This is a genomic window from Microbacterium sp. SS28 (genome assembly GCF_022761035.1).
Lineage (GTDB): Bacteria > Actinomycetota > Actinomycetes > Actinomycetales > Microbacteriaceae > Microbacterium.
Genome location: NZ_JAKWJP010000005.1, coordinates 385,132 through 412,127, shown reverse-complemented (window position 1 = coordinate 412,127; position 26,996 = coordinate 385,132). Strand labels below are relative to the sequence as shown.

Below are 26,996 nucleotides of genomic sequence, written 5' to 3'. Positions count from 1 at the left end.
CACCGTCTCGGCGGCACGTAGGTTCGAGCCGTGATCACACCGTTCGAAGGCGAGCCGTCTCAGCGCTCCACCGCAGGCTCGACGTCCGTCGGCGAGACCCCCGCCCCTCGGTACAGCGTCCGCGTGTCGACTCCTGCCCCCGTGGGCGTCGCGCCGCTCGAGATGGGAGACGCCGATTCGACTGACGAGCGCGTGCAGCTCACGACGCGCTACGTGACCCGCGGCGGCGAGCCGTGGATCCCTGTCATGGGCGAGTACCACTTCAGCCGCGACCTGCCCGAGCGGTGGGAGCGCGAGCTCCGCAAGATGAAGGCCGGCGGCATCAACGTCCTCGCGACCTACATGATGTGGATCATCCATGAGGAGGTCGAAGGTCGTGTCCGCTTCGACGGACACCGCGACATCCGGCGGTTCATCGAAACCGCCGACCGCGTCGGTCTCAAGGTCATGCTGCGCATCGGCCCCTGGGCCCACGGCGAGGCGCGCAACGGCGGCTACCCGGACTGGCTGCAGGCCCTGCCGATCCAGCACCGCTCGAACGACCCGGCCTATCTCGAGCTCGCGCGCCGCTGGTATGCGGGCATCGAGGAGCAGGCGCGCGGCCTCTTCCACACGGCCGAGAACCCCGCCGGCCCGATCATCGGCATCCAGGTCGACAACGAGCTGTACGAGAACGGACCCCATCTCGCGACTCTGCGCGAGATCGCCGAGGACGTCGGGATGCAGGCGAGCCTGTGGACGGCGACGGGCTGGGGTGGCGCGGAGCTGCCGCGCGGCAAGGTCCTTCCCGTGTACGCCGGCTATTCGGACGGCTTCTGGGAGGAGTCCGACACGGGATGGCCGGCCTTCGGCAGGATGCACTTCACGTACAGCACGGTCCGCGACGACCTCACCGTCGGCGCCGACCTGCGGGACGCGCCCGTCGAGATCGACGCGGAGGCGACGCTCGGAGCGGACGACCCGTGGCCGTTCGTGACGTGCGAGCTCGGCGGCGGCATGGCGCTCGCCTACCACCGTCGACCGCTCGTCGACCCGGACGACGTCGCGGCGCTCGCGCTGACGAAGGTCGGCAGCGGCTCGGCGTGGCAGGGCTACTACATGTACCACGGCGGTCTCCAGGTCACCGGCGAGCTCTCCTCGACGCAGGAGTCGCACGCGACGGGCTACCCCAACGACGTCCCCGCGCGCGACTACGACTTCTCCGCACCGCTGGGCGCGGTCGGAGCCCAGCGCCCGCACTTCCACAAGCTGCGTCAGCAGCACCTCCTGCTCGACGCCTTCGGCTCCTCGCTCGCGCCGGCTCCCGCGACCATCCCGGAGCAGCTCGACGGCGGGCCGCGCTGGGCTGTCCGCAGCGACGGGCGCAGCGGCTTCCTCTTCGCGAACAACCACCAGCCGGCCATCGCGGTGCTGCCGCCCGTCCCGGACGTCCGGTTCACCGTCGCGTTCGAGGACCGCAGCGTCACGATCCCGACAGCCCCGATGACGCTCGCGTCGGGGGCGTATCTCGCCTGGCCCCTCCGGCAGAGTTACGGAGCGATCCCCGCGCTGACCGCCACGGCGCAGCCGATCACCGAGCTCGCGACCGGGACGGGGACCGTCGTCCTTTTCGCGGCGATCGACGGAGTCGACGTCGAACTGCAGTTCGAGGGCGTCGACGCGTCCGCGATCAGCGGCGCCACGGTGGAGGTCGACGGCGACTTCGTCATCGCGAAGCCGCAGGCGTCGCCCGGCATCGGCTGCGAAGTGACCGTCGGCAGCACGACTCTCGTCTTCCTCGACCCCGAGACCGCCGCCGCGGTCTGGCGGGGCCGCATCGACGGGCGCGACTCGCTCGTCGTCTGGCGGGGGAGCGGCTGGTTCGACGACGCCTTCCGCGTCGTTCTGGATCAGCCGGACGCCGTCATCGACGTCGTCCCGCCGCTGGAGGGCGACTCGCTGACGGAGGTTCCGGGTGAGGGCACGATCTTCGCCCGCTACGCAGCGCCCGAGGCTGTCGCATCCGTCGCACTCGTCACGGGGGCCTTCGACGCTGCGCCGGTGGCGCCGGTGCGCCGAGGTGGATCGTCGAACCGTCTCTCTGCGCCGACCGACGAGGACTTCGATGATGCCGCCACGGTCGAGTTCGCGGTGGCCGCCGAGGCGCTCGCGGACGCCGACCAGGCGATCGCGACGGTCGAGTGGCTGGGAGATGTCATCCGCGCGTACGTGGGGGACGAGCTGATCGCCGACCAGTACTGGTACGGCCGCCCCTTCGAGATCGACCTCGCACCGTACCGCGATCAACTGGCCGAGCTGCCGCTCACGCTCAAGGCCTTCGCGTGGTCGCCCGCCACGGGCGTCTACGTCGACCCCCGCGTGCGCCCCGAGGTTCAGCAGCCGACGCTCGAGCTGCGGTCGGTCTCCGTTCAGCCGATCTGCACGGCGGCGGTCCGGTAGAGCCTGCCCCGCAGGGCTCGGCGCGAGGTCACCCCTTGTGCTGAGCCCGGTAGGTCGTGGGACTCACGCCATGCACGCGGCGGAAATGCCGCGAGAAGTAAAGCGGATCCGAGTAGCCCACGGCGATCGCGATCTCGGTGACCGTCATCTGGGTCGTGTCGAGCAGTCCCCGCGCGCGGGCCATCTTGAGCGACGTGTGGAACGCGCCGGGCCCCCCGCCGGTGGCTTGACGGAAGAGCGCGCTGAGGTGCGACGGCGACATCCCGACGATGGAGGCGAGCTCGGCGATCTGGATGTTGCCGTCCACCCGAGCCTCGAGGTACCGCATGGCGCGCTCGAGAGGCGACCCGTCGGCGGGCAGAATGCTGTCGGCGGCGATGCGCGTCAGCAGCATCCACGCGATTCCGGATGCCGTCAGCAGATGTGCGGGCGAGATCCTGCGCTCGAGCAGACCGACGAGTTCGTCGAAGAGCGCGACGACGCGATCGATTGACCGGAGGCACGTCAGGGGCTGCGCTTTGCCGAGCAGGGGACCCGTGAGCTCGGCGACATCCGTCCCGCGCACATGCATCCACCAGATCGTCCATGGATCGTCGAACGAGGCCTGATACTCGTGAGGCTGGCTCGCCGGGATCGTGATGCAGGCGGACGGGGTCAGCGTGTACGTCTCGCCCTTGAGCGTGACTGTTCCCGAGCCGGACACGCAGAGGATCACGACGGCCTCCGCAGCTCCCTTCGCGCGGATGCGACGGTGTCCGGCCGCCGCAGGGAAGTAGCCGGCGTCGGTCACCGTGAGGCGTCGCGTGCCCGCGCGATCGAGCGCGGCGTCGACCTGCGGTCGCGGGATCACGCACAGCCGCTGGTCGTCGAAGCCCTCGCGCCGATAGTGCGGCTCGACCCGCATCGCTGTTTCGTCCATGATGTTCCTCCTTCTCACCATACCCTCGCGGCTCCGCGGCGCTTAGCGTCGCCAGTGACCTGCAGCCCGCGCTGCAACCCCGCCACGCCTACCGGCCCCACCGGGGCGCCGCACTCCAGAGGAGGTAAGCGATGACCGCTGAACGGACCGATCTCGACGTCACCGTGAGCAGTGTCGAGAGCGACCCCCACGAGAAGCTCGTCCTGCCGGAGGTCCCCGCCGACCTCCGGCACGCTGTCCAGCGCGGCGAGGCCGTCGCGTGGCGTGAGCCGCTCACGATCCGCACCTACGAGGCGGGTGAGCCGAGCCCGTTCCCGATGTACCTCGACCACCGCGTGTATCAGGGCTCGAGCGGCAAGGTCTATCCGATCCCGTTCACCGAGAACGTGTCGGACGAGCCGACGCTGCGCGACTGGGACGCCGTGCACCTCGAGAACGAGTACGTGCGGCTCGTCGTGCTGCCCGAGCTCGGCGGCCGCATCCACATCGGCTACGACAAGACGACCGACTACGACTTCTTCTACCGCAACAACGTCATCAAGCCCGCGCTCGTGGGTCTCGCGGGTCCATGGATCAGTGGCGGCGTCGAGTTCAACTGGCCGCAGCACCACCGCCCCGCGACCTACCTGCCGGTCGAGACCTCGATCGAGTACGGCGACGACTCGGTCACGGTGTGGTGCCACGACCACGACCCGTTCGCCCGCATGTCGGCGCAGCACGGGGTGCGGCTCCGTGCGAACAGCTCGATCGTCGAGCTCGCGGTGCGCCTGCACAACCGCACGGACGAGCGTCAGACTTTCCTATGGTGGGCCAACGTCGCCGCGCGGGTGCACGCCGACTACCAGTCGTTCTTCCCCGAGGACGTCCGGTACGTCGCCGACCACGCCCGCCGCGCGCTGACCGCGTTCCCGCAGGCGGACCGGCCCTACTACGGCGTCGACTACCCCGCCCTCGCCGCTGAGCAGGCGGGCGCCGACCGCATCGACTGGTACCGCAACATCCCCGTGCCGACGTCGTACATGATCGTCGACTCGCAGCAGGACTTCTTCGGCGGCTACGACCATGCCGCCGGCGCGGGCTTCGTGCACTGGGCCGAGCGTCGCGTGTCGCCGGGCAAGAAGCAGTGGACGTGGGGCGACGCGCCGTTCGGCCACGCGTGGGACGCGCAGCTGACCGACGGCGACGGCCCCTACGTCGAGCTGATGGCGGGCGTCTACACCGACAACCAGCCGGACTTCACGTGGATCCTCCCCGGCGAGACCAAGGTCTTCACGCAGTACTGGTACCCGATCCCCGAGATCGGCGTTGCGCATCAGGCGACTCCGGATGCCGCGGTGCACGTCGAGCACGGCGTCGAGCTCGCGGCGACCTTCGCTGTCACGCGGCCGCAGCCGGGTGCCGTGCTGCGCATCCTGGCGGGATCCGAGGTCGTGGCCTCGCAGACGGCGGACCTCGTGCCCGGCGTGCCAGCCGGGGTCGCGGCATCCGTCGCCGACGCCGACGACGCCGCGGCCGAGCTCCTGAGCGCGGACGGCCGGATCCTCGTCCGGTGGACGCAGACCGTCGCCGGCGACGAGGAGCCGTGGGTCGCCGACGAGCCCTTGGCCCCCGAGGCCGTCGAGTCCGTCGAGGAGCTCTATCTGACGGGCCTGCACCTCAGCCAGTACCGCCACCCCACCCGCTCGCCGCTCGCCTATTGGGATGCCGCTCTGCAGCGTGATCCGGGCGACGTCCGCACCAATCTCGCGCTCGCCGACCGCGACTACCGCGCGGGACGCTACGCGGCGGCGCTGGCGCGGATCGAGCTCGCCCTGCGGCGGCTCACGCGCCGCAACGCCAACCCGGTCGACGCCGAAGCCTTCTACCTGCTCGGGCTCGTGCAGCGTCGGCTCGGAAGGACGCGGGAGGCCGAGGCGGCGTTCGGCAAGGCGGGCTGGGACGGGACGTGGGCGGCGGGCGCGGGCTTCGCGCTCGCACAGTCGCTCGCCTGCCGCGGTCAGAATCGCGCCGCACTGCGCGTGCTGGACACCCTCGACGGTGTCGTCAGCCACGACACGCGACGCATCGCGCTCCGGGCGATCGTCCTGCGCCGGGTCGACGCGCATGCCGAGGCCGAGACGCTCGTGAGGCGGGCGCTCGCCGCAGACCCGCTCGACGCGACGCTGCGCGCCCTCGCCGGCCAGCCCATCGCCGAGGACGCGGGCCTGCTCGTCGACGTCGCCCTCGACTTCCGGAACGCCGGCGCACAGGATGAGGCGCTGAGCGTCCTGCGGGCCGCCACGGTCGTCCCGGTCTCGGCGGGCGGCAACGTGCGCCCGATCGCGCACTACCTCGCGGCGGCCATCCTCGACGGCCTCGGCCGCGAGGAAAAGGCGCAGGAGCAGCGGGCGAAGGCTCGTTCCGCCGAGCTCACGTGGGCCTTCCCCTACGGCCTCGATGCGCTCGACGCCCTCGAGACCGCGATCGAGAAGGACCCGACGGATGCCGTCGCGCATTCGCTCCTCGGAATGCTGCTGTACGCGCACGGGCGTCGGCGCGAGGCCGCGAACCACTGGCGCCGCGCGATCGACCTCGGCCGCGCGGACGTCGTGCTCTACCGGAACGCCGCGCTCGCGGCCTACAACATCGCGCACGACGATGACGAGGCGTGGGAGCTGTACGCGCGTGCCGTCGAGGTGGCGCCTGCCGATCCGCGGGTGCGCTACGAGCAGGACCAGCTTGCGATCCGTCTCGGGCATGCGAGCGCGGAGCGACTGGCCCGCGTCCAACCGGTCGAGGACATCGTGCTCACGCGAGACGACTTCACGATCGAGTATGTGAAGCTCCTGATCTCGGCGGGCCAGGCCGCGCGAGCCCACGAGATCCTCGTCACGCGCTCCTTCCATCCGTGGGAGGGTGGTGAGGGCCAGGCGATCGCCGCGTGGGATGCCGCTCTCGAGGCCGACGGGCTGCCGCTCACCGATCCGCCCGCGACACTCGGTGAGACGCGCGCGCAGTACGTGCCGCCCATCGCGCGGCACGACGAGGGTGCGACGGACTACTTCGCCACGAGCCTGCCCGAGCTGCTCCTGTTCTCGCGTGAGGACAGCGAAGACTGACCATGATCGGCTGCTCCCCATCGGGACGGCGGCTGTGCTGCGGGCGAGCGCCCGACCGAGGCGTCAGGCGATGTCGCCCACGCGCGCTGACGTCATCGGCCGTCGCGGACGTCGGCAAGCTGCTCCGTGACCAGGCGGAGGTCGGTGAATCGCGCGACAGCGACATCCCCCATCGGCGCCTGCGACATGATCCCGAGGCGCAGCGGAGCCGGGGAGTCGAGACGGAAGAGGCGGACGAAGTGCCACTCGCTGCCGTCGACGGAGTAGTGGTACGCATACGCGTCGCCGACGCTCGACACCCGCAGCCAGACTTCGCCGCCCGTGATGACGGGCCCGTTGGAATCGTCGGAGTAGCGATCCGTGACGACGCTCACGACCATCTCCTCGCCGTGCGGCGAGTACTCGAAGCACAGCTTCGCCCAATGATCCTCGTCGGCCCACAGCGTCAGGGCGGCGGCGTCGAACGTCGTGCGCTGCCCGCCGACCGAGACCCGCGCTGACAGCTGGAAGGGCCGAGGAGGAGCGAACGAGAGACTCGTCGCGGTGTGGAACGGCGCCGCCCCGGTCGCATCGTTCGTCCAGTCGACGCCGGGTGCCGCGGTCAGCAGGATCGCGCCGTCCTCGACGGCGATTTCGCCCACCCCATGCGTCCACTCCGACCCCGGAAGCCCGGGAATGACAACCGACATCGCGATCTCCGTTCGTTCGGGGCGGGTCACCTGTAACCGGTCTCAGCCTATCGACGCCTGCTCCCTGCGCGCCTATTGACGAGCGGAGTGGTCGCCGGAAGGATGTGCCGCAGCGCGGAAGGAGAACGCATGGCCGACTCGACGCGCGATGCGACCTGGCCGCCGCCGACATGGCAGACCGACGTGTACCCGCATGAGGACCACGCCCACAACTTCTACGTTGCACAGTCGACGACTCGCCCGCTCGCCTCGATCCTCCTGCTCCACGAGTTCCCCGGCATCGACGGCAGGATCACGGCGTTCGCCGATCAGCTCGCGCGGAGCTTCCGGGTGGTGATGCCGTCGATCTTCGGCGAGGACGGAGATCCCCACTGGAAAGGCAGTCTGCGGCAGATCTGCGTGCGACGAGAGGTGCACGCCCTCGCTCGTGAGGGAGTGAGCAAGGACGTCGGGTGGCTGAAGGACTTCGTGGATGCGCACGTCTCGACGGACCGATCCGCCTACGGCGTCGTGGGGATGTGCTTCTCGGGCTCGTTCGCGCTGGCCCTTGCCGTCGACCATCGGGTGAAGGCGGCCGTCGTCGCGCAGCCCGCGGTGCCGTTCTGGCCGCCGTCCGCGCTCGGGCTGTCTTCAGCCGATCGCAACGCCCTGGCCGGTCGCGGTGACCTGTGCGCGCGGGGCTACCGGTTCACGCAGGACTGGAAGTCTCCGGACGCGAAGCTCGAGGCGGTCAAGGGCCTGCTGGGTGAGCGCGCTGAAGTCGTGCGGCTGGCGTCATCCGATCGCGCGAAGCACTCCACCCTCACCGGTGTGACGGCGGATGAGAAAGCTCGCGCCGATGTGCAGAGCTTCCTCGAATCGGCGCTCGCGCCGAGTGCGCCACCCGCCGGCGACGGATGAGCGATCCGGGTCTCGCCGGTCAGGGAGCAGTGCGGGGCTCGAGGTGGAGGACGACCTCGCAGCGGAAGCGCTGGGAGGCGGTCATCTCGCCTCGGAACCACAGCAGCGCGACCGTCGCGGGGTCGCCCGGAGCGACGATCGGTCGCAGGTTGTCGGCTTCGGACGAGGAGGTGATCGCCGTCCAGGACCAGGTGGCCCCGGCATCCGTCGTCCGTCCGCGGTAGATCTCGTGGTGCGCCGTTTCGATATCGGTGCGGGGATCGAACCGCGTCGAGAGGTAGACGGTGTCGAGATCGTAGGGATCGATCGCCGCGAGGCCCGTGTAATCCTGCTCGTGGGGGAGCAGGCCCGCCCCGGCGCGGCCCAATGGGTGGAGAGTCCAGGTGCCGTTCGGGGCGAGGCGCGCATAAACGAAGCGGTGGTCGAGGACGGGGCGCCAGCGGTCGTACGCGTCGTCGGGAGTGGCGAGCGGGTCGTCGCCCCGCGCCGTGAGGGTCGCGGCAATCGTGCCATCGGCGCCGGTGCGGATATCGCTCGTCCACGCGTGCGTCAAGGCGACTCCGCCGACCTCGGTGCCGGCCGCGAGCACCGTCGTGAGCCCGACCTGAGACGGGGCTTCGTCGCGGAGAGCCTCGGAGTCGAGCACGGAGCCGTCGCTGCGGTGCAGCATCCCGTGCTCGAGGTAGCCGTGGTAGATCGAGTTGTCGTAGTCGCGCGGGTGGTGGTCGGTCGTGACGAGGTCGATTCGGCCGCCGCGGGAGGCGTAGCGGGTGTAGCCGTTGACGTAGCCGACCTTCGGCCTCGTGAAGAGCTTGCCGGAATAGGTCCAGGTCGTGCCGTCATCGTCGGAGACGAGCGCGCACTGGTCGTCGTTGACGGCCCGGGCGAAGCACCACAGCCGACCGGCGGACTCGTGGATGTTCGTGTAGGTGACCCCGCGCCCTCCCGTGAGCGCGGACCAGTCGAACGTGTGCACCGGACCCCACCGGGTCGGGTCGTCGACCTCGCTGATACGCCAGCGGAGCAGATCGTCCGTCTTGTGCTTCGCGTACATCGCGAGCCACCGGCCGTCATGGCGCCTCCACAGCGCGGGCACGTCGTGATCGTCCGGTTCGAAGGCCTCGTGGAGCACGACGATCTCGCTCGTGCCGTCGCGCAGGTCGACCACCGTCAGTTCCAGGTTTCCGGATCGCCGGTCGCCACCCACCCCGTCGGGAGAGGCGACCGACCCGACGAGCAGGCGCCGGGCGTCAGGGTCGACGAGGGCGCGCTCATCCTGGAACCAGCACCAGGCGCCGTTGTCGTTGATGACGATCGGGCCCTCGGGCATGGCTCTCCCTCGGCGCGATTCGCTCATGATGGTTCAGGAGTGTGGCACGGAAATCGCTTTCCGGCAACCGTGGGGCGTGGGGGATCGAATCGTGAATGCGCGGCCGACGGGTGATCGACAGTTCTAGGCTGGCCAGATGAACCGTCTTGCCCCCGGCGCGACCGCGCCTGATTTCGCACTCGTCGACCAGGACGACCAGGCAGTCGCGCTGAGCGACCTCCGCGGCAAGCCCGCCATCCTCTTCTTCTATCCCGAAGCCATGACCCCCGGCTGCACGACGGAAGCGTGCGACTTCCGCGACAGCCTGGCGCCGCTGCAGGCCGCGGGCTACGAGGTGCTCGGGATCTCCCGTGATCTTCCCGAGAAGCTGCGCGAGTTCCGGGAGCGCGACCACCTGAACTTCGACCTCCTGAGCGACCCGGAGCGTCAAGCCCACGAGGCTTACGGTGTCTGGGGCGAGAAGCAGAGGAACGGCGAGACCGTCATCGGCGTCATCCGCTCCACCTTCGTCGTCGACGAGGACGGCCGCATCGTCCAGGCGCTCTACGACGTGACGCCCGAAGGCCATGTCGCCGGACTGAAGCAGCTTCTCGGGGTGGGCTGAGGCGCCAGGATCGCAGCGCAGGCGCGGATGAGGTCCTCAAGCAGGCGTCCTGCGAGCGGGGCGTCGCCAGAGACGAGCGTCGACACGGTGCGGCTCAGGCGTGAGCCTGAGCGCGACCGATCGCCTGCTCGATCCGTGTCCCGAGGCGGGAGAAGCCGAGTTCGTCCATGACGAGGCGCAGCTCGTCGTCGGCGGACCGCAGGACGTCATCCGACCGGATGTACCGGACGATGGCGACCAGGGTCTCGGGGGAGTAGTCGGTGATGCTGGGCTGCCGGGTGAACGCGGGGCGCGCAAGTCTCCGGTTCGTGGTGCCTTCGCGCCACTCGGGGGCCGCATCGGAGTCCGCCGCGGGCGCGATCGGGGCCGGGCCCAGTGCCTCGTTGAAGGCGTCGACAGCTCTCCGCACCTCTCGGTCCGCGTCGTCGAACCAGTCGGTGCTCCAGATGCGATGGAAGCGCCATCCACGCCGTTCGAGGAGCTCCTGCCTGAGGCGGTCGCGCTCCCGGGCGATGTGGCCCGAGTGGTAGGCGGCTCCGTCGGCTTCGATCGCGAGGACGTGCTTGCCCGGGTGATCGGGGTGACGGGCCGCGAAGTCGATCCGGTATCCGCCCACGCCCACTTGAGGATCGAGCTCGAGGCCTGCGTGTTCGAGTCTGGTCCGGATATCGATCTCGAAGGGGTTCAGCGGTACCGCACGGCCGGGTCCGCCTGTGAGGTCGCGCCCTCCGGTCCCCATGAATCGCACGAAGTTGTACATCAGGCGGTATCCGGCTGATGAGTGTCCGTCAGCGGGGACGTCGTCTTTCGAGAAGCTGGAGACGAGTGTCATCCGCTTCTTGGCGCGTGAGATCGCCACGTTGAGGCGGCGCTCGCCGCCTTCCTGCAGGAGCGGTCCCCAGAAGTAGCGAAGGCGGCCATCGGCGCTCTTGCCGTAGCCGACCGAGAGGAAGATGGCGTCGCGTTCGTCGCCCTGGACGCGTTCGATCGCCTTGACGAACCAGGGTTCGTGGGGGTGCGACGTCAGCGCTCGCTCGAACTCGGGGTCCTGCTGCATCGCGAGCTCGAGCGCGCGCTCGATGCGTGCCTCGTGCTTGATGCCGAACGCGATGATGCCCACGCTCTCGCCGGGTCGCGCCGTGACCTGGGCTTTGACGAGTTCGACGATTCGCTGGACTTCCCGCTCGGGGCTGTTCGTTCCGCCTCCGATGCCCGCGCTGTACGGCACGACTTCGTGGTGGATGGATTCGAGCGCATCGGGGGCGGGGAAGGTCGTCAGACTTCCGCTGTAGACGTGCTCGTTCGAGACGGCGATGAGGCGTTCGTCATGCGAGCGGTAGTGCCAGAGCAGGCTTCGGCCCTGGCCCGCGAGGAGGCGGTCCATCGCGAAGAGGATGCTCTCGGCGTCTCGGGTGTACGAGCTTCGCGGGGTCGCCTTGGGGACTTCCTGGTCTGCTGCCGGCGCGTCGATCGAGACATCGTCGTCCGGGTCGGCCTCCTCGTCCTCCAGCACCTTGGTGAAGAACTCGGTGGGTGGCAGCTGACGCGAGTCGCCGGCCACGATGGCCTGCCGGCCGCGCATGAGCGCCGGGATGGCGTCGGCAGGCTTGACCTGGCTGGCCTCATCGAAGATGACGACGTCGAAGCACTGCGTGGCGGGAAGGACCCGCGAGACCTGCAGCGGGCTCATCGCCCATACCGGCTTCGCGGCGAGAAGCACATCGGGCGCGTCCTGGAACAGTCGGCGGGCAGGTCGGAAGTTCCTCTTGCGGGTGACCTCCATCTTCAGGGCCGAGTGCTGATCGGGGTACGCGTCGAACGCCTCCTTCAGGTGGATCGCCGCCCGGCGGCGGACACGGGCTGCGTTGGCCTCCAGGTGGCTGGCATCCGCGCGCTGGAAGATCTCGGTCGCCTGGCTCAGTTCGACTCCTCGGATCCCGGCGACGTCGGGGGTCGAGAGTTCCGCGGACTCCAGGAGCGACCGGATGCTCACCCAGCGGAGCGCCTCGCTGGGTGCCGGGACCGGCGCTCGACCCTCGCCGGCCACCTGTCGGAGGAGGTCGAGCACCTGCCCGACGCCCGCGTCTCGCAGGTCTCGCTCGAGCTGGTTGGCGCGGACGATCGCAGCCTGACGTGGATCTCCGAGCAGCGCATCGAGGGCGCCTTCGAGCCCGGCGAACGATCCGCCGCTGAGCGCGGGGGCAAGGCCCTGACTTGCTTGCTGCAGCCGCGCAACGGCAAGTCGGGTCTGTTCGAGGAGCTGCACGGCCTGATCGGCGTGTGCGTAGGGGAGTGTCGCATGCCCGGGAGTCCAGGCGTCGCGGACGGCGCGGGCCGTGAGCAGGATGTTCAGGTGGTCCCCGGCGGGGACGTGCCCGAGGAGCTCTCTGTTCGCCCGTCTGCCTGCGCGGCGGCGACCCCAGGTCATGTCCCGCATTCCCCGACGGTGCTGCCTCGAGACGGCGGCGATCATTCCCTCCAGGTCGGCGCTCTCGAGAAGCGGGGCGGAGACCTGGGAGGTCGTGAGCGCATCGCGGTGCAGCAGCGTGAGCGGGTCGGCGTCGACGAGACCCGCCGGACCGGAGTGGCCGCTCAGCAGAGCTTCCTCGCGGAGATGCTGCTGAAGCGATGGGAGCGACTTCCATCGCAGGTCGAGTGCGAGCTCCCGGAGTTCGGCCGCGACATCCGTCGACGAGAGCGCGGCGGGGCGCCATCCAGGGGTCGTCTCCCAGCTCGGGGCGACGGCCCCGATTCGTCCGAGCTCATCGGCCTGCTCTTCGAGGCGAGGCAGCGTGGTCTGATCCCAGCCGGCGAAGATGCTGGGGCTGAAGCGAAGGCCGACCTGCGCATCGGGGGCGAAGCCTAGCGATTCGACGCGCAGGTCATGGATGCTCGCGCCCCAGCCGTGGTCGCGGCGGAACAGGGCGTCGTTGTGCCTGACGAGTCGGTCGCGCGCGGAACTGAGCTGAGCGTGGAGACGCATCGTGTCGGGCGTCCCGATCTGCTGCTGGCGGTCCAGCGCGATGCGCAGCTGCTCGGCGATGAATCGTCGGGACCCGTCCGCCGCGAACAGGTCGAGGAGGAGGTGCGACAGGTCGGCGCCGTCGAGGCGGTCGAGGACGGCGGTGATGGCGGCGCGTTTCTGCGCGACGAACAGCACGTGCTTTCCGTCGGCGACCAGCGCGGCGATCACGTTGGCGATCGTCTGGCTCTTCCCCGTGCCCGGTGGGCCCTGAACGACGAGGTTGCGACCTGCAAGCGCGGCGTTCACGACGAACGACTGGCTGGCGTCCGCGTCCAGCACGAGGTACTCGGAATCCACCGGCGCATAGTCGGGATCGGACTCATGGACATCGATGTCGCCGGCGGCCGAGCGAATCCGGGATGCCGCAGCCGGGTCGCCCGCCAGGGCGGCGGCGAGGTCTGATGCCTGGATCGCCGAGATGTCCGAGACATCGTTGACCATGGGCTGCTTCTGGTACGAGAAGGTGCCGATGACCAGCTCCGGCCGGGTCAGGAAGCCATCGACGTCTGCACAGTCGCGATTCAGTTCTTCCAGCGCAGAGTCGAAAGATACCCGGATGGATGCGAGATCACGGGCGGTCTCGATCGGCTCGGTGAGGTCGAGCAGCGCGTCTTCGTCGACGCGCTCCTTGCCGTAGTTGAGCACGTGCGTCAGCACGCCGTTGACCTGGAAGTCGTCGACGAGCTTGATCTGCCAGTCCTCGGTGATCCCGCGCCGCCGCGTCAGCTCGAGCGGCCGGAGCAGCACCGGCGCATTCGGAACGGGCCCGCGGGCCACGGGAGCCGCCGGCTCCACGCTGACCTCGACTGCCTCGGCCTCCGTCAGTCTGCGGTTCGTCTCGGGATTCCACGTGGCGAAGCCGAGGGCGAGGTAGGTGACGGACACGCCGTACTCTTCGGTCGCTTCCCGCTGCTTCCGGTGGAGGGCGACGCACGCGCGCGCCGCGCGCTCGACCTCGGCGCGAGATCCGAACAGGTCCCGGATCGACACCGACTGTCCGCGCAGGAGCTTGAACAGCGCGTTCTCCGCGGCATCCCGAAGATCGAGTGTCGTGCTCGTCGGCGTGAAGTGAAGCAGCCGATTGGTGCCGCTGACATCGATCAGCGAGCTCTTCCACTCCCGTGACGCGCGCACGGCGTTCTCTGAGACAGGCACATCATCGATCATCCTGCGAACCCGCCCACGGGTCGCATCGGCTCGGCCGAGTCGGCCATCCCGGCTTCGAACAGCCCCATCGGCCAACCTCACTCCTCGCGTGTGCGTCCGCGCTCCCTCCGATCCTGCCTGGCCCCGACGACACGCGTGCTCGCGAGGTCGACCTGCACCGACGGCGGGAAATTCAGCCGGGCTGCTCGATCAGGGTGAGCTGTGTGCCGTCCGGGTCGATCAGATAGCCGGCTCTGAGCCCCCACTCCTGCATGCGCACGGGGTGAAGCCGCGGCATCCCCTCTTGCCTGATCGGAACGCCGGATGCGCGAACTGCCTCATACAGATCGTCGACGTCGGCGACCCGCACGCAGCACATGAAGCTGCTCGAACGAGGATCCAAGTCGGGTGCGGGGAAGAATTCGAGCTGAACCGTGCCTCGGGTCAGGATCATCCACCCTGGGTCGCGGAACTGTCGCTCGAACCCGAACCCTGCGTAGAACCGCTCCGTGGCGTCGAACTCCCTCGAAGGCAGATTGGGCACGGCGCGGTCGTGTCCAGAAGCTGAGGCCATCCACTCATCGTGTCAGGCACTCCGCGCAGGGGCGAGGGCACTCCTTGCTACCTGGTGCGAGCGCTTGTGTTCATCGTCAGCTCTCGTCCGCCTTCGACGTCGACGACGGTGAGAGCGACGGTTATCGAGGCGAACTGGTCGAGGTTGGTGAGATGGGTGCCGCCGCACGGAATGCGCGCGCTCTCCAGGCCCAGCTCACATGTCCAGTTGCGGCGTGCGGAGAGGGCCGGGGCGTCGCGTTCGATGCCGACCTTGCCGCCCGCTGCCACCCAAGCGGCGAGATGTTGGTTCGCCGTCGCAGCGATGGCGTCCGGATCGTCCAGGACGGCGGGGTTGAATCCCTTGCGGCGCAGCGACTTTCCGATCCGGTAGATGTCGGTGGACCGGTGCTCGCCGATGACCGATCGCTGGATCGCAAGGGAGTCGAAGGCGGGATTGCCGAGGCTGTCTGTCGGCGCCGGTTTGGTCCACGCGTCCGCGAGGGCGATGTCGAGCGCGAGCGCGGCGAGGTGGCACGCGGTGTGCCCCGCGGAGAGCGCGGCGCGATACCCCTCGTCCACCCGGACGTCCGCTGTGGCGCCGACCTCGGGAGGGGATCCCTCGATGATGTGCGCGACGACGAAGGTCCATCCTTCGGTTCCGGTGCGCACGGGAAGATCCGCGCCGAGGTGGAGGCGTCCGTCGTGGATGCCGCCGGTGACGGCATCCAGGATCGGACGGGTGCCGGCGCCGGTCGTGAGGGTTCCGCGGTCGGCGGGCTGGTCGGGCCATGCCGTGTCGACGGGGTGGAAGGCGGTCGTGTCGAGGATGACGGCGGTGCGGCCGCCGTCGATCGACTCGTTGTGCAGCACCGTGCCCGTGGAAGTCGTGGCGCCGTCGGGATAGGCGATGAGGGTGTCAGTTTCCGGCAGCGGCACCGTTGCTCCATTCATTCCAGCTGATGGTAGACGGCCGCACGGTGCTCACGCGCTGTAGGTGGGTTCGCGTTCGGGTTCGGGTTCGGGTTCGCGTGAGCGGACGCCGAGCATCGCGGACGCGACGGCCGCTCCCATGACGACCCGGGACGGGCGTGACGAGCCGTTCAGTGACAGCGGCCGCTAGGTCTGCACCGATCTGGGCCTCGACGTCCGCTGCGGCGTCATCCGAGCGCGTTCCATCGCGCGGAGGTTCCGCTGAGCCCCCGGGTCGAGCCGGGCGTCATCGTCGCGTCACGGCGTGGTCGCTCGCTGCTCCCCGGCAGGCTGTTGCGGATGGACACCCACAGACGCCGGATGCCGCTGTGCTCACCTCGTTCCGTGGGGTGCTGGGGTGCGGCGCTCGACGTGGCGGATGCTGGTTCAGGGGCTTTCGACATGGCTCTGACAATCGATGCAGGTTTCGGCGTACGGGAGGTCTTCGGGGTGGGCGGCGACGATGGCGCCACCCGCAGCGGATGCATCGGCCGGTGATCCGGTGGGCGAGGCGGTCGAGCGAGTGAGAATCTGATCCATGGCGCGGCGCCTGGCCTTGGAGATCGTGCACGCGTCGTGCCGTGGCGCTGGGTGAGATGAGGTCATCGTTCCCTTGCGCGTCCGCCGGGGAGGAGTCGCCACCCCTGTACGTCGCGGCGCGCGTCGTCGATGCCTCTGTACTGCAGGAGCCGGAGCGTCAGTTCGCGCAACTGATCGGCGGCTGCGCGCAGACTGAGTTGCCGGTGCTCGACGCGGGAAGTGATGCGGCCGATCCTCGCGCGAGCTTCGACGGGGAATCCTTGGGTCTGGTGCGACAGAGCGTGGAGGGCAACCTGCGCATCCAGTCGGGCCTTCAGAGCTGTGGGCGACCACGTGACGGGGATTCTCATTCCGGGTGGATCGTCCGCGATGGCGCCTCCGTCATCCAGCCAACGGTGGATCTGCTTGTCCGGCACACGGCGGCCCTCGTCGGGGCGGACAGTTGGACGAGATCTAGTGGTGGGCATGACTTCCTTCTCCTGAAAAGCAGAACGCGCCGCAGATGCGACGCGCTGGGTAGCCGGAAGGTCCGTTGTCGGACACGGATTCACGGCGGCGCGTGGCGGTAGGAGCGGTAGAGCACATCAGCTCGCAGAGCCTCTGCCCGCGGCGGAAGCACCTCGTGCCGCGATCCGGCGATGTCCGTCGCACGCGTCACCACGGACGCGTCGACAAGACGCTCCGAGGTGCGGACGAGAAGGGGCAGGGGCATGCCCTCACCATAGCCCGGAACCAGAAAAAGGCAAGTCAGCGTACTTTTCTGCCGCGGTGGCAGGACACTCGCCGCCCAGGGACAGTGCCACGTAACCGGCGACTTGACTTCCTGGGGAAGGGGGCTATGGTCGGTGGTTCACGCCAGCCGACAAGGGGAAGCGAGTTCCGATGTCTGGAAAGTCACCGCACGCACGCGGAGTCAAGAAGACGGCGCTGCTGTCGATCAAGGAGAAGCGAGCCGCCAAGCGCGCCAAGCGAGAGCCGGAAGCATCCGTCAAGCCGCGCAAGGCCGCGCCCATGTGACCTGCGGTTCGCCGAATGCCTCTCGGCGACGCATCCTGGCGGGCCGGCATCCGACGCGATGCTGTCGTCAACCGGCTGACATCGCCGCGCCCGACATGAGGTCCTTCCGCCGCGGCGGTCCTTCCGCCGCGGCGGCGGGGGGCCGACGCATCCCTGCCACCTCGTGCGCTGAACCCGCGTAGGCGCCCTCCTCCCGGAGGAGTTCTCCGGTGACCCCGCGCGTCGCATCTGCGGCGCGCCTCTCTTTCAAGGAGTCGACATGACCCACACTTCCCGCACCGGCCAAGACACGACAGCAGATGCCATCCGGCAACAGCTCGAGCAGCTTCTTCAGGAACGTCTCGACATACTCGCCGAACTCGCCCCTCGGGCGCTGCCCACCGTCGACCCGGTCGCCTACCAGACCGCCGCGTCGAACCGTAAGGTCGTCGAACAGATCACCGCTGCACTGAATCGGCTGGACGCCGGCACTTATGGCGGATGCACCCGTTGCGGACGCCAGATCACCCCGGCCCGCCTCGAGGCCCTGCCCCACGCCGCCGCCTGCATCGACTGTCAGAGCCATGCCGATGCAGCGTGACACCGACGATCTCCATCCCGCGGACCATGAGTCCGGCGCGATGCCGCGGCAGCGATCTCTTCGACCTTTGATCACGAGGCGTCACTCGGGTTGGGGAGCCAGGGCTCACCGGGCGCGCTAGCTTCGCGACGAGCGTCGTCTCGAAGCTGTACATGTCGGGGCGATGGCAATGGTGGCCGTACTCGATGGCCGGCCGTCATTGTCGAAGGCGACCCGCTCCATTGTCAGCGCCGGTCCGCCCTTGTCGAGATCGAGCAGATCGGCCTCATCGCCTCGTGCGCGTCTCGCTCCGATCTTCAGCGAGTCCAGTTCGGTTCGACCGCGGGGTCTTCGATCTCGATATCGCGCGGCAAAGGCACCGACCCGCGAACTCGCAGGGGCATGTGGACGAGGTGCTCACCCGGCAGCCGGGAATCGTCGAGCAGGAGGCGGACGGCGAGCGCGCCCATCTCTTCGGACGGGGCTGCGACGGTGGTGAGCATGGGGTCGAGGTAGACCGCGATCTCGTCGTCGTCGAACGAGACGATCGCGATGTCGCGCCCGGGCCTGAGGTGGGCTTCCTGCAGGGCGCGGTACGCGCCGAAAGCGAGCCGGTCGTTGAGGCAGATCAGCGCTTTGGGGACGATTCCGGCGCGGAGGAGATCATGCACGGCTTGGTATCCGTTTCTCACGGACCACGGCTCGCACGGGACCTGCGCGATCGGGTGCACGCCGTGTGAGTCCAGCGCTGACCAGATGCCGTCGAGCCGGCGCTGGACGGTGACGGTGAGCCATTCGTCCGCGGGCTGGTCCAGCGATCGGCCGATGATGACGACGTTCTCGGTGTGCCCGGCGTTGAGCAGGAGGTCGACGATGCTGCGCGCGCCCTCCGATTCGTCGGGAAGCACCGCGGTCGGGACGTCATCGGAGACGGCATTGAGCATCACGACCGGTGTGGCGCCGACGCGTGCCGGCACGGGGAGGTTGTGGGGGCGGGTTGCGGCGTAGATGATGCCGTCGACCTGCCGATCGGTGAGCGCGTCGACGGCCTCGTCGACGGCGCCCGGGCCCGACTCGGTCTCGGCGATGAACAGCACGTGCCCGTGGCGCTTCGCTTCTTGCAGTGCGCCGCGGATGAGGCCGCTGGCGAGTCGGTCGGTGGTGACCTGGTCGGAGATGAATCCGAGCACGTGGGATTTCTGGGTGCTCAGGGTGCGTGCCGTGAGGTTGGGGCGGTATCCGAGCTGCTCGGCCGCGGCGCGCACGCGCGCGGCCGCGTCTTCTGACAGGCGCGTTCCCTGTCGGTTGTTGAGCACCAGAGAGACGGCCGTGGTGGAGACCTCTGCGAGCTTGGCGACATCGGCCATGGTCACGCGACCGTGCGCCATAGGGCCTCCATTGCTCAACCTGACTCGAGCGTAGCGCATTCTGCTAAAACGCTTGACATCACTTGCTAAAGCGAATAACTTCATAAGTCAAGCGGTTTAGCACTTTCGGTTCGAATGGCCGTGCCGCTGCACAGCAACGACGCGCGGACAGGGATCCGGCAGAACGGGGACCAGGCATGTTGACCATCGCCGGTGGGTGGGTGTGGGACTTCTGGCTCGCCGATGACGGCGAGCAGTTCCACGCCTTCTTCCTGAACGCCCCGACGTCGCTGGGTGATGAAGAGCGTCGGCACCGCGCGGCGAGGATCGGTCACGCCGTCTCCTCTGACCTTCAGAGCTGGCAGCTGCGGTCCTCGCCCTTTGAAGTGGGGCTTCCGGGTTCGTTCGACGAGACGGCCACGTGGACGGGGAGCGTCGTGCGCGGGGATGACGGCCTGTGGCGCATGTTCTACACCGGTTCGCAATTCCTGGGCGATGAGCCGTCGGTCGCGAACATCGAGACGGTGGGAGTGGCAGTCTCCGACGACCTCGAGACGTGGACGAAGCAGCCCGGTCCGGTCGTCGCCGCCGGTTCCCGCTGGTACGAGACCTGGGGGAGTTCGGACTGGAAGGAAGAAGCCTGGCGCGACCCCTGGGTGTTCCGTGATCCCGCGGGCAAGGGCTGGCACATGCTCGTCACGGCGCGAGCCAACAGGGGACCGCTCGACGACCGCGGCGTCATCGGCCACGCGTTCTCGACAGATCTCGTCACCTGGGAGGTGCGTCCCCCGCTCACAAAGCCGGGGTCGGGGTTCGCGCACCTTGAGGTTCCCCAGGTGGAGCAGGTCGATGGGATATGGGTGCTGCTGTTCTCCTGCACCCGCTCAGCACTGTCCGCCGAGTTCGCCCAGCGGTTCCCCGATGCGGGCACCTGGGCGGTCGTCATCGACGACCCCACGAAGCAGTTCGACCTCTCCCGCGCGCGGCCCCTCACCACCGAGGACCTCTACTCCGGACGCCTGACGCGAGGTCGCGATGGGCAATGGGTGTTCCTGGCATTCGAGAATCACCGGCCCCACGGACGCTTCACCGGAGGTATCTCGGATCCGATCTCCTTCCGCCTCGACGAATCCGACCAGCCCTTGATCGTGGACGCCATCCCGGGGATTCAGCGATGAGCGCGACCACCGACATCGCCGCGCTACGCAGGTGTGCGCGGACGAGCTGCCCACCAGCACAAGACCTGCACCAGGTATCCAACGCCGGATGCATCACAGGAGGAAAGTCATGAAAATCCCACGCAACATGCGGCGCGGCGCGCTCGCTCTGGCCGCCGCCGTCACGCTCGTCTCGGTCGCGGGCTGTTCCGCAGGCGGCGGCGGTTCCAGCGCCGGCGACGGGACCGGAGACATCGAGATCTGGGCGCACCAGGGACAGGACAGCGAGAACGCCGCCCTGCAAGCCGCCGTCGACGGGTTCAACGCGTCGCAGGACAAGGTGAAGGCCAAGCTTCGCCTCATCTCAGGAGACACCTACACGACGACGATCAGCAGCACCCCGAAGGACCAGCTGCCCGACGTCCTGGAGATCGACGGCCCCACCCTGGCCAGCTTCGTCTACAACGACAAGATCACCCCGATCAGCGACTACGTCGACGCTGCCACGATCGACAACGCCACTGCGGGGTCCGTCGCGGAGGGCACCTCCGACGGGGACCTCTATGCGCTGGCCATGTTCGACTCCGCGATGGGTCTCTACGGCAACAAGGCGCTGCTCGATGCCGCGGGAGTGACCTATCCGACCTCGTTCGACACCGCGTGGACTCCCGATCAGTTCGACGCGGCGCTCGCGACGCTGTCCGCCGCAAACCCGTCCGGCAAGGCGCTCGACCTCAACGAGTCGGGGCTTTCGGGCGAATGGGGCACCTACGGGTTCGCGCCCCTGATCCAGTCCGCCGGCGGCAACCTCATCGAGGACGGAAAGGCCGCCGGCGTGCTGGACTCGGCCGAGAGCGTGGACGCACTCACCTCGTTCGCCTCGTGGAAGGAGTACACCGACCCGAACGCGGACGGCAACGCCTTCACCGAGGGTCGCGTCGCGGTCGCCTGGGGAGGCCACTGGAACTTCCCGGTGTTCTCGGAGGCACTCGGTGACGACCTGGTCGTCATGCCGCTGCCGGACATGGGTGAGGGCGCGAAGTCGGGGGCAGGATCGTGGACGTGGGGGATTGGCTCCGGCACCGACAACGGTGCGGCGGCCGGGTCCTTCCTCGACTTTCTGCTGAACGACGAGAACGTCAGCGCGATGACCCAGGCCAACGGCGCTCCGCCGGCGACCAAGACGGCATTCGACGCGGACGCTCTCTATCAGTCCGGTGGCGGTCTGGCGCTCTGGGGCGAGCAGCTCGCGCACGCCTGCGCAGCTGACGCGATCACCGCTGATTGCATCGCCGTCTATCGACCGGTCACCGCCGGCTACCCGACGATCACCTCGAAGTTCTCCAGCGCCCTTGCCGCGATCTGGGGCGGAGCCGACCCGAAGTCCTCGCTGACGGACGCGGCAGCCGCGATCGACCAGAACTTCGCGGACAACGACGGCTACAAGTGATCGGCCGCGTGGGCGCCGACCCGTCGGCGCCCACGCATCACCCCACGCATCCTGAAAGGAAACCACCGTGGCATCTCCCGTATCAACGCCGATGCGCCCGCTCGACGTCGAAGCCGTCGTCGCCCGCAAGCCTCGTCGCCGCTGGAAGGACACTCGCGACGGAGTGCTCATGTCCCTGCCGGCTTTGCTCGGACTGATCCTGTTCGTCGCCGCCCCGTTCGTCGCGGCCATCGTGCTCTCGCTCTACAACGTGCAGGTCGATCAGCCCCGCCCCCCGAAGTTCTGGGGACTCACCAACTACATCCGCCTGTTCACCGACCCGGTCATCTCCGCATCGTTCCTGCGCTCACTGGTGAACAACTTCGTTTTCGCGCTCGTGGTCATCCCGGTACAGACCGGGCTCGCGCTGCTTCTGGCCGTGCTGCTGAACCGCAAGTTGCGCGGGGTGAAGTTCTTCCGGACGTTCTTCTTCATGCCCGTCGTGTTCCCGATGGCGCTCGTCGCGGTGATCTGGCGGCTCATCCTGGATCGGAGCTCCAACGGACTGCTCAATGCGTCGGTGAGCTTCGTCACCGGGGGACTCGTTCCGCCGCAGGACTGGCTCGGCTCGTCCGCCACGGCTCTCGGAGCAGTGATCCTGCTGTCGATCTGGCAAGGCGTCGGATTCCAGATGATCATCATCCTGGCCGCGCTGCAGGAGATCCCCGAAGAGCGCTACGAAGCGGCCAACCTGGACAGGGCGAATGCGTGGCAGCAGTTCATCCACGTCACCGTTCCCGGCATCCGGAACACACTGATCTTCGTCGTCCTGCTGACCACGATCCTCGCGTTCCGCGTGTACGACCAGGTCTTCATCCTGATCCGCACCGCCGGGGCGAATGAGGAAGCCACCCAGACACTCCTGTACGACGCAACACAGTCGATCTACAGCGAGAACAACCTGGGACGAGCATCCGCCATCTCGGTCGTGCTGTTCGCGATCATCGTCATCATCACGCTCATCCAGCGTGCCGTGCTGCGTCAGAGGAGTGAAGGATGAGCACCGCAAGATCGCGCCGCACCGGCGCCACCATCCGCGACTACACCATCATGGCGATCGCCGCCGTGATCATGTTCGCGCCGATCTACTACTTGCTGATCGGCAGTCTGAAGCCGTCGGCGAAGGTGCTGGACGGGTTCGCGGGTTTCCTGCCCACCGACCTGTCCTTCGACAACTACGCGGGAGTGTTCGCCGCCCTCAGTTCGGACGCAACCGGATACTTCTGGCAGTTCATGTTCAACTCGTTCGCGATCTCGGCGGTGATCGTCTTGGCGGGTCTGGTCGTGAACTCGATGGCGGGGTACGCGTTCGCGCGGCTCGAGTGGGTCGGCCGCGACAAGGTGTTCATCCCCATCGTGCTGCTGGTGATCGTTCCGTTCGAATCCGTCGCGATCCCGCTGATGGCGCTCATGCAGTCGCAGCGCGACACGCTGTTCGTGCAGATGGTCCCTTTCATCGCCAACGCGTTCTCCGTGTTCCTCTTCTACACGTTCTTCCTCAACCTGCCCAAGAGCATCGAAGAAGCGGCACGCCTTGACGGGCTGGGATCGTGGGGGACCTACATCCGGATCGTCGTGCCGAACGCGAAGCCCGTTTTCGCGACGGTCGCGATCCTCACGTTCCTGAGCTCCTGGGGACAGTTCCTCTGGCCATCGCTGGTCACCTCCGACCCGGCAGCACGGCCCCTGCCGCTGGAGATGGGAGTGTTCTCGGCCCAGACCCCACCCGACTGGGGCCAGGTGTTCGCATTCGGCACCCTGCTCGTGCTGCCGGTGCTCATCGTGTTCCTGGTCTTCCAGCGCTACTTCGTCCAGTCCGTGGCGGGCTCCGCGGTGAAGGGCTGACGCAGCCCGACGGCGCACATTGACAACTAAACTGAGTGTACTCATAATAGAGCATAGTCGAACATGATCGTCGCTCGAGAAAGTTGCCAGCCGCCATGAAAGCCATCGCCGTCACGCAGTACAAGAAGCCGCTCGCCGTGATCGAGGTTCCCACCCCGCGCCCCGGCGCGGGCGAGGTTCTCGTCCGGGTCGCAGCTGCCGGGCTGAACCAGCTCGATGAGAAGGTGCGGCTCGGGGAGTTCCGGCAGATCCTGCCCTACCGTGCGCCGTTCGTGCTGGGTCATGATCTCGCCGGCACGGTGGCGGAAGTCGGTGCAGGGGTCAGCACGTTCGCCGTCGGCGATGAGGTCTATGCCCGTCCTCGGGACGGCAGGATCGGAACCTTCGCGGAGCACGTGGTGGTGGATGCCTCGGACCTCGCCTTCGCGCCACAGTCCGTCTCCCTCGAGGAGGCCGCGGGGCTCCCGCTCGTGGCGCTGACCGCCTGGCAGGCCCTGGTGGAGATCGGCAATGTGCGGCCGGGTCAGCGCGTCCTGGTCCACGCCGGCGCGGGTGGCGTGGGGTCGATCGCGATCCAGCTCGCGAAGCATCTGGGCGCGACGGTCGCGACCACAGTGAGCGCGGCCAACGTCGACTTCGTGCGCGGTCTCGGCGCGGACGTCGTGATCGACTACCGGTCACAGGACTTCGAAGACGTCGTCTCGGGTTACGACCTCGTCCTCGACTCCGTGGGTGCCGAAAGCGTCGCGAAGTCGCTGCGTGTCGTGCGTCGCGGCGGGATCGTCATCGGGATCGCCGGCCCACCGACCCCGCAGTTCGCGAAGGCCGCCGGTCTGAGCAAACCCGTGCAGCTGGCGGTCGGTGCGCTCAGCCGGGGGGTGCGCGGGCGGGCGAGCAAGCTGGGCGTCAGGTACGAGTTCCTCTTCATGCACGCGGACGGAGATCAGCTCCAGTCGATAGCCGCACTCGTCGACGCCGGCGTCATCCGCCCGATCGTGAGCGCGACCATCGACTTCGACGACGTCCCGGCCGCCCTGTCGGAGTTGGTCGCGAAGAGCGGGCGCGGCAAGATCGTCGCGCGCATCGGGGCGCAGGATGACGCGCCCATCCGGCAGGCAGCATCCGAGAAGAGCTCATCGTGAGCGGCACGGAGAACTCCCGGCCCGTGATCACGTCGTACGCGAAAGCGCCCAACAAGAGGATCACCGCGGATGGGATCACATTCGCATACCGGGAGCTCGGTCGACAGGAAGAAGTCCCCGTCGTCTTCTTCGTGCACCTCGCAGGGACCCTGGACAACTGGGACCCTCGGATCATCGACGCGATCGCGCAGCATCGCCACGTCATCACCTTCGACCAGCAAGGCGTGGGCGGATCCTCCGGAAAGGTCCCCGACACGATCGAGCAGGCCGCGGACGACGCCTACGCATTCATCACCGCCCTCGGCTACGACCAGATCGACGTGTTCTCGTTCTCGATGGGCGGCATGATCGCGCAGGACCTCGTGGTGAAGCATCCCGAACTCGTCCGCAGACTTGTGCTCACCGGAACCGGCCCGCGTGGGGGCAAGGACATGGACAAGGTGGTCGGCACCACGTACCGCGACATGCTGCGCGCACTCGTGACGCGCTCGGACCCGAAGGAGTTCCTCTTCTTCAATCGGGACCCAGCCGGCAAGCAAGCGGGCAAGGCCTTCGTGGGCCGCCTGAAGGAACGCGCCACCGACCGCGACGAGGCGATCAAGATCTCCGGCTTCCGGACGCAGCTGAACGCCATCGCGAAGTACGGCCGGTCGAAGCCCTCGGACCTCTCGGTCATCACCCAGCCGACCCTGATCGCCAACGGGGACAACGACCGCATGGTCCCATCGATCCTGTCGCACGACCTCCACCGAAGGATCGTCGGCAGCAAGCTGATCATCTACCCGGACTCCGGGCACGGCGGCATCTTCCAGTACTGGGAGGCTTTCGTGCCCGTCGCCGTCGATTTCCTCGCCCCTGAACCGAGCAGCCCCGGGGGCCGATCATGAGCGCGGCGCCGTTCTAGAAAGGGGAAGCCCTTCGCCAGCACGATCCTGCTGTGGGTCCTCGACAGCGTGCCCCGGCAGCAGAGCATGGAGCGGTGGAAGGGCCCCACTCCACGATCATCACCGCCAGCCCCGGCCAGCTCCTGGGCCGAAGCGCAGGTCGGCTTACTGGGTGGAACGGCCTTTGCCCGGCGGTTCGGGGGACGCCTACATTCGCAGAAACCCCGGCCCTTCGCTAGCGAATCTGAAGGACCTGCAGGATCGATCAAAGGAGATCACATGAAGTCGCTCATAAAATCCGGACTCGCCCTCGTCGCCGCGGCGGCGCTGGGGGCCGGCATGGTGGTGGGTGGGGCTGCACTCGGCAACGACAAGGCGAACCCGAACGGCAACGGCCTCGGCGGTCAGCCGGCGACGGCGAGCCAGATCTATCTGGACGAGATCAAGGACTACGGCGTATGCCGCGGCACCGACCCGTCGTGCTACCACGAGTGGGGCAACGGCTGGCAGGAGGGGGAGGCGAAACGCATCCTCATCTGGAGCCGCACAGCCGGTCCGCGCCACGCGCACCTCGGCTCGCCGCTCCCGCTGGGTCTCAACCCGCCGCTCGCGGCCAACAACGTCGCGCAGGCCACCCTCGTCGCGTGGGCAGCCGAGCGCGGGATCCAGGCGGACTACACCGAGGACCCTTCCCAGTTCCGGCTCAACAACTACCAAGCGGTCATCTTCCTGAGCTCCAACCGTGACACGCTGAGCGACACCGAGCAGACGGCGCTCATGCAGTACATGCGTGGCGGCGGCGGCTTCATCGGCATCCACAACGCCTTCGGTGCCGAGTACAGCTGGCCCTACTATGAGGGGCTTCTCGGCGGTGCGAACTTCTTCAACCACGGCCCGAACCGGGATGGCACCGTCGAGACGATCAACAACCGCGACGTGTCGACGAGCGGCATGCCGGCCACGTGGCCCTTCAAGGACGAGTGGTACAACCTCACCCCGTACCCGAGCTTCGTCAACGTCCTGCTCGAGGTCGACAAGGCGACGAGCGAGGCCACCCCGGCCGGGCACGGCGAATCACACCCGGTGAGCTGGTGTCAGTACTACGACGGCGGACGATCCTTCCTGACGACGCTCGGTCACGACAACGCTGCCTGGCTCGGCACGCTTCCCGGCGACGGTGACGCGTTCTTCAAGCAGCACGTGATGGAGGGCATCGAGAGCGCGATGGGCATCAAGCCCTTCTGCACGGTCTGAGAACCAAGAGGCCGACCCGAAACGAAGGGGCCCGAGCACGCCGAGTCGGCGGGTTCGGGCCCCTTCCC

General features: G+C 68.3%; 24 protein-coding genes. 13 read left to right on the top strand and 11 right to left on the bottom strand.

The annotated features are described in order from the left end of the window. Window positions 1–30 precede the first annotated feature (30 nt). Window positions 31–2,439 (top strand): beta-galactosidase, encoded by a 2,409-nt coding sequence (locus tag MJ607_RS15910; protein ID WP_243076581.1) that lies wholly within the window; start codon window positions 31–33, stop codon window positions 2,437–2,439. 28 nt (window positions 2,440–2,467) lie between these two features. Here MJ607_RS15910 and MJ607_RS15905 read toward each other — a convergent pair whose 3' ends face one another. Then, window positions 2,468–3,358 (bottom strand): AraC family transcriptional regulator, encoded by an 891-nt coding sequence (locus MJ607_RS15905; RefSeq protein WP_243076580.1) that lies wholly within the window; start codon window positions 3,356–3,358, stop codon window positions 2,468–2,470. 131 nt (window positions 3,359–3,489) lie between these two features. Here MJ607_RS15905 and MJ607_RS15900 point away from each other — a divergent pair, with 131 nt between their 5' ends. Beyond that, complete coding sequence (locus MJ607_RS15900; protein ID WP_243076579.1) at window positions 3,490–6,456, top strand: DUF5107 domain-containing protein; 2,967 nt, start codon at window positions 3,490–3,492, stop codon at window positions 6,454–6,456. A gap of 92 nt (window positions 6,457–6,548) precedes the next feature. Here MJ607_RS15900 and MJ607_RS15895 read toward each other — a convergent pair whose 3' ends face one another. Beyond that, window positions 6,549–7,097 carry a DUF1349 domain-containing protein gene (locus tag MJ607_RS15895; RefSeq protein WP_243076578.1) on the bottom strand — a complete coding sequence of 183 codons (549 nt, stop codon included), beginning with the start codon at window positions 7,095–7,097 and terminating at the stop codon, window positions 6,549–6,551. Window positions 7,098–7,274: 177 nt separating this feature from the next. On the opposite strand from MJ607_RS15895, the gene MJ607_RS15890 reads away from it, so the two are divergent. Then, entirely contained in the window at window positions 7,275–8,045 is a 771-nt protein-coding gene (locus tag MJ607_RS15890) for a dienelactone hydrolase family protein (RefSeq protein WP_243076577.1), read from the top strand. 19 nt (window positions 8,046–8,064) lie between these two features. Here the strand turns inward: MJ607_RS15890 and MJ607_RS15885 are convergent, their stop codons facing one another. Beyond that, window positions 8,065–9,375: a BNR-4 repeat-containing protein gene (locus tag MJ607_RS15885; RefSeq protein ID WP_243076576.1), complete on the bottom strand. Its 1,311-nt coding sequence runs from the start codon at window positions 9,373–9,375 to the stop codon at window positions 8,065–8,067. Window positions 9,376–9,511: 136 nt separating this feature from the next. Between MJ607_RS15885 and bcp the strand changes: the two genes are divergently transcribed. Continuing rightward, window positions 9,512–9,979, top strand: coding sequence for a thioredoxin-dependent thiol peroxidase (gene bcp, locus MJ607_RS15880; protein WP_243076575.1), 468 nt, complete (start codon window positions 9,512–9,514; stop codon window positions 9,977–9,979). Window positions 9,980–10,073: 94 nt separating this feature from the next. Here the strand turns inward: bcp and MJ607_RS15875 are convergent, their stop codons facing one another. From MJ607_RS15875 to MJ607_RS15850, 6 genes are all read right to left on the bottom strand, one after another. Continuing rightward, on the bottom strand, window positions 10,074–14,159 hold the full coding sequence (locus tag MJ607_RS15875; protein ID WP_243076574.1) for an AAA domain-containing protein: 4,086 nt from the start codon (window positions 14,157–14,159) through the stop codon (window positions 10,074–10,076). A gap of 184 nt (window positions 14,160–14,343) precedes the next feature. Continuing rightward, window positions 14,344–14,724 carry a bleomycin resistance protein gene (locus tag MJ607_RS15870; protein ID WP_243076573.1) on the bottom strand — a complete coding sequence of 127 codons (381 nt, stop codon included), beginning with the start codon at window positions 14,722–14,724 and terminating at the stop codon, window positions 14,344–14,346. Window positions 14,725–14,771: 47 nt separating this feature from the next. Beyond that, complete coding sequence (locus MJ607_RS15865) at window positions 14,772–15,656, bottom strand: metal-dependent hydrolase (protein ID WP_243076572.1); 885 nt, start codon at window positions 15,654–15,656, stop codon at window positions 14,772–14,774. A gap of 405 nt (window positions 15,657–16,061) precedes the next feature. Beyond that, window positions 16,062–16,214: a hypothetical protein gene (locus MJ607_RS15860; protein ID WP_243076571.1), complete on the bottom strand. Its 153-nt coding sequence runs from the start codon at window positions 16,212–16,214 to the stop codon at window positions 16,062–16,064. A gap of 62 nt (window positions 16,215–16,276) precedes the next feature. Next, window positions 16,277–16,630 carry a hypothetical protein gene (locus MJ607_RS15855; RefSeq protein ID WP_243076570.1) on the bottom strand — a complete coding sequence of 118 codons (354 nt, stop codon included), beginning with the start codon at window positions 16,628–16,630 and terminating at the stop codon, window positions 16,277–16,279. 131 nt (window positions 16,631–16,761) lie between these two features. Continuing rightward, window positions 16,762–16,926 (bottom strand): hypothetical protein, encoded by a 165-nt coding sequence (locus MJ607_RS15850; RefSeq protein ID WP_243076569.1) that lies wholly within the window; start codon window positions 16,924–16,926, stop codon window positions 16,762–16,764. 170 nt (window positions 16,927–17,096) lie between these two features. Here MJ607_RS15850 and MJ607_RS20050 point away from each other — a divergent pair, with 170 nt between their 5' ends. Both MJ607_RS20050 and MJ607_RS15845 read left to right on the top strand, forming a co-directional pair. Beyond that, the gene (locus MJ607_RS20050) at window positions 17,097–17,231 is read left to right on the top strand and encodes a hypothetical protein (protein ID WP_279234737.1); all 135 of its coding nucleotides are present in this window, start codon (window positions 17,097–17,099) and stop codon (window positions 17,229–17,231) included. A gap of 259 nt (window positions 17,232–17,490) precedes the next feature. Beyond that, window positions 17,491–17,811 (top strand): TraR/DksA C4-type zinc finger protein, encoded by a 321-nt coding sequence (locus tag MJ607_RS15845; RefSeq protein ID WP_243076568.1) that lies wholly within the window; start codon window positions 17,491–17,493, stop codon window positions 17,809–17,811. Window positions 17,812–17,928: 117 nt separating this feature from the next. Here MJ607_RS15845 and MJ607_RS15840 read toward each other — a convergent pair whose 3' ends face one another. Beyond that, the gene (locus MJ607_RS15840) at window positions 17,929–18,069 is read right to left on the bottom strand and encodes a hypothetical protein (protein ID WP_374238067.1); all 141 of its coding nucleotides are present in this window, start codon (window positions 18,067–18,069) and stop codon (window positions 17,929–17,931) included. Between the two features lie 38 nt (window positions 18,070–18,107). After that, the gene (locus tag MJ607_RS15835; RefSeq protein ID WP_279234736.1) at window positions 18,108–19,178 is read right to left on the bottom strand and encodes a LacI family DNA-binding transcriptional regulator; all 1,071 of its coding nucleotides are present in this window, start codon (window positions 19,176–19,178) and stop codon (window positions 18,108–18,110) included. A gap of 176 nt (window positions 19,179–19,354) precedes the next feature. Here MJ607_RS15835 and MJ607_RS15830 point away from each other — a divergent pair, with 176 nt between their 5' ends. The 7 genes from MJ607_RS15830 to MJ607_RS15800 all read left to right on the top strand — a co-directional run bounded on the left by MJ607_RS15830 (window position 19,355) and on the right by MJ607_RS15800 (window position 26,928). Then, window positions 19,355–20,335 carry a glycosyl hydrolase family 32 gene (locus tag MJ607_RS15830; protein WP_243076567.1) on the top strand — a complete coding sequence of 327 codons (981 nt, stop codon included), beginning with the start codon at window positions 19,355–19,357 and terminating at the stop codon, window positions 20,333–20,335. Between the two features lie 109 nt (window positions 20,336–20,444). Beyond that, complete coding sequence (locus MJ607_RS15825; protein ID WP_243076566.1) at window positions 20,445–21,764, top strand: extracellular solute-binding protein; 1,320 nt, start codon at window positions 20,445–20,447, stop codon at window positions 21,762–21,764. A 67-nt stretch (window positions 21,765–21,831) separates the two neighbouring features. Next, window positions 21,832–22,803, top strand: coding sequence for a carbohydrate ABC transporter permease (locus MJ607_RS15820; RefSeq protein WP_243076565.1), 972 nt, complete (start codon window positions 21,832–21,834; stop codon window positions 22,801–22,803). Beyond that, window positions 22,800–23,648 carry a carbohydrate ABC transporter permease gene (locus MJ607_RS15815; RefSeq protein ID WP_243076564.1) on the top strand — a complete coding sequence of 283 codons (849 nt, stop codon included), beginning with the start codon at window positions 22,800–22,802 and terminating at the stop codon, window positions 23,646–23,648. The genes MJ607_RS15820 and MJ607_RS15815 overlap by 4 nt, the downstream gene beginning before the upstream one ends. A 95-nt stretch (window positions 23,649–23,743) precedes the next feature. Beyond that, window positions 23,744–24,790 carry an NADP-dependent oxidoreductase gene (locus tag MJ607_RS15810; protein WP_243076563.1) on the top strand — a complete coding sequence of 349 codons (1,047 nt, stop codon included), beginning with the start codon at window positions 23,744–23,746 and terminating at the stop codon, window positions 24,788–24,790. Beyond that, entirely contained in the window at window positions 24,787–25,677 is an 891-nt protein-coding gene (locus MJ607_RS15805) for an alpha/beta fold hydrolase (RefSeq protein ID WP_243076562.1), read from the top strand. Before MJ607_RS15810 ends, MJ607_RS15805 begins: the two co-directional genes overlap by 4 nt. Before the next feature lie 276 nt (window positions 25,678–25,953). Further along, window positions 25,954–26,928 carry a ThuA domain-containing protein gene (locus MJ607_RS15800; RefSeq protein ID WP_243076561.1) on the top strand — a complete coding sequence of 325 codons (975 nt, stop codon included), beginning with the start codon at window positions 25,954–25,956 and terminating at the stop codon, window positions 26,926–26,928. Window positions 26,929–26,996 lie beyond the last annotated feature (68 nt).

What these genes read in the sequence shown, in the direction of transcription:
- MJ607_RS15815 (WP_243076564.1), top strand. Translation starts at nt 22,800, where the DNA reads ATGAGCACCGCAAGATCGCGCCGCACCGGCGCCACCATCCGCGACTAC.
- MJ607_RS15900 (WP_243076579.1), top strand. Translation starts at nt 3,490, where the DNA reads ATGACCGCTGAACGGACCGATCTCGACGTCACCGTGAGCAGTGTCGAG.
- MJ607_RS15890 (WP_243076577.1), top strand. Translation starts at nt 7,275, where the DNA reads ATGGCCGACTCGACGCGCGATGCGACCTGGCCGCCGCCGACATGGCAG.
- MJ607_RS15885 (WP_243076576.1), bottom strand. Translation starts at nt 9,375, where the DNA reads ATGCCCGAGGGCCCGATCGTCATCAACGACAACGGCGCCTGGTGCTGG.
- bcp (WP_243076575.1), top strand. Translation starts at nt 9,512, where the DNA reads ATGAACCGTCTTGCCCCCGGCGCGACCGCGCCTGATTTCGCACTCGTC.
- MJ607_RS15850 (WP_243076569.1), bottom strand. Translation starts at nt 16,926, where the DNA reads ATGCCCCTGCCCCTTCTCGTCCGCACCTCGGAGCGTCTTGTCGACGCG.
- MJ607_RS15825 (WP_243076566.1), top strand. Translation starts at nt 20,445, where the DNA reads ATGAAAATCCCACGCAACATGCGGCGCGGCGCGCTCGCTCTGGCCGCC.
- MJ607_RS15860 (WP_243076571.1), bottom strand. Translation starts at nt 16,214, where the DNA reads ATGGATCAGATTCTCACTCGCTCGACCGCCTCGCCCACCGGATCACCG.
- MJ607_RS15845 (WP_243076568.1), top strand. Translation starts at nt 17,491, where the DNA reads ATGACCCACACTTCCCGCACCGGCCAAGACACGACAGCAGATGCCATC.
- MJ607_RS15865 (WP_243076572.1), bottom strand. Translation starts at nt 15,656, where the DNA reads ATGAATGGAGCAACGGTGCCGCTGCCGGAAACTGACACCCTCATCGCC.
- MJ607_RS15870 (WP_243076573.1), bottom strand. Translation starts at nt 14,724, where the DNA reads ATGGCCTCAGCTTCTGGACACGACCGCGCCGTGCCCAATCTGCCTTCG.
- MJ607_RS15905 (WP_243076580.1), bottom strand. Translation starts at nt 3,358, where the DNA reads ATGGACGAAACAGCGATGCGGGTCGAGCCGCACTATCGGCGCGAGGGC.
- MJ607_RS15830 (WP_243076567.1), top strand. Translation starts at nt 19,355, where the DNA reads ATGTTGACCATCGCCGGTGGGTGGGTGTGGGACTTCTGGCTCGCCGAT.
- MJ607_RS15800 (WP_243076561.1), top strand. Translation starts at nt 25,954, where the DNA reads ATGAAGTCGCTCATAAAATCCGGACTCGCCCTCGTCGCCGCGGCGGCG.
- MJ607_RS15835 (WP_279234736.1), bottom strand. Translation starts at nt 19,178, where the DNA reads ATGGCGCACGGTCGCGTGACCATGGCCGATGTCGCCAAGCTCGCAGAG.
- MJ607_RS15810 (WP_243076563.1), top strand. Translation starts at nt 23,744, where the DNA reads ATGAAAGCCATCGCCGTCACGCAGTACAAGAAGCCGCTCGCCGTGATC.
- MJ607_RS20050 (WP_279234737.1), top strand. Translation starts at nt 17,097, where the DNA reads ATGTCTGGAAAGTCACCGCACGCACGCGGAGTCAAGAAGACGGCGCTG.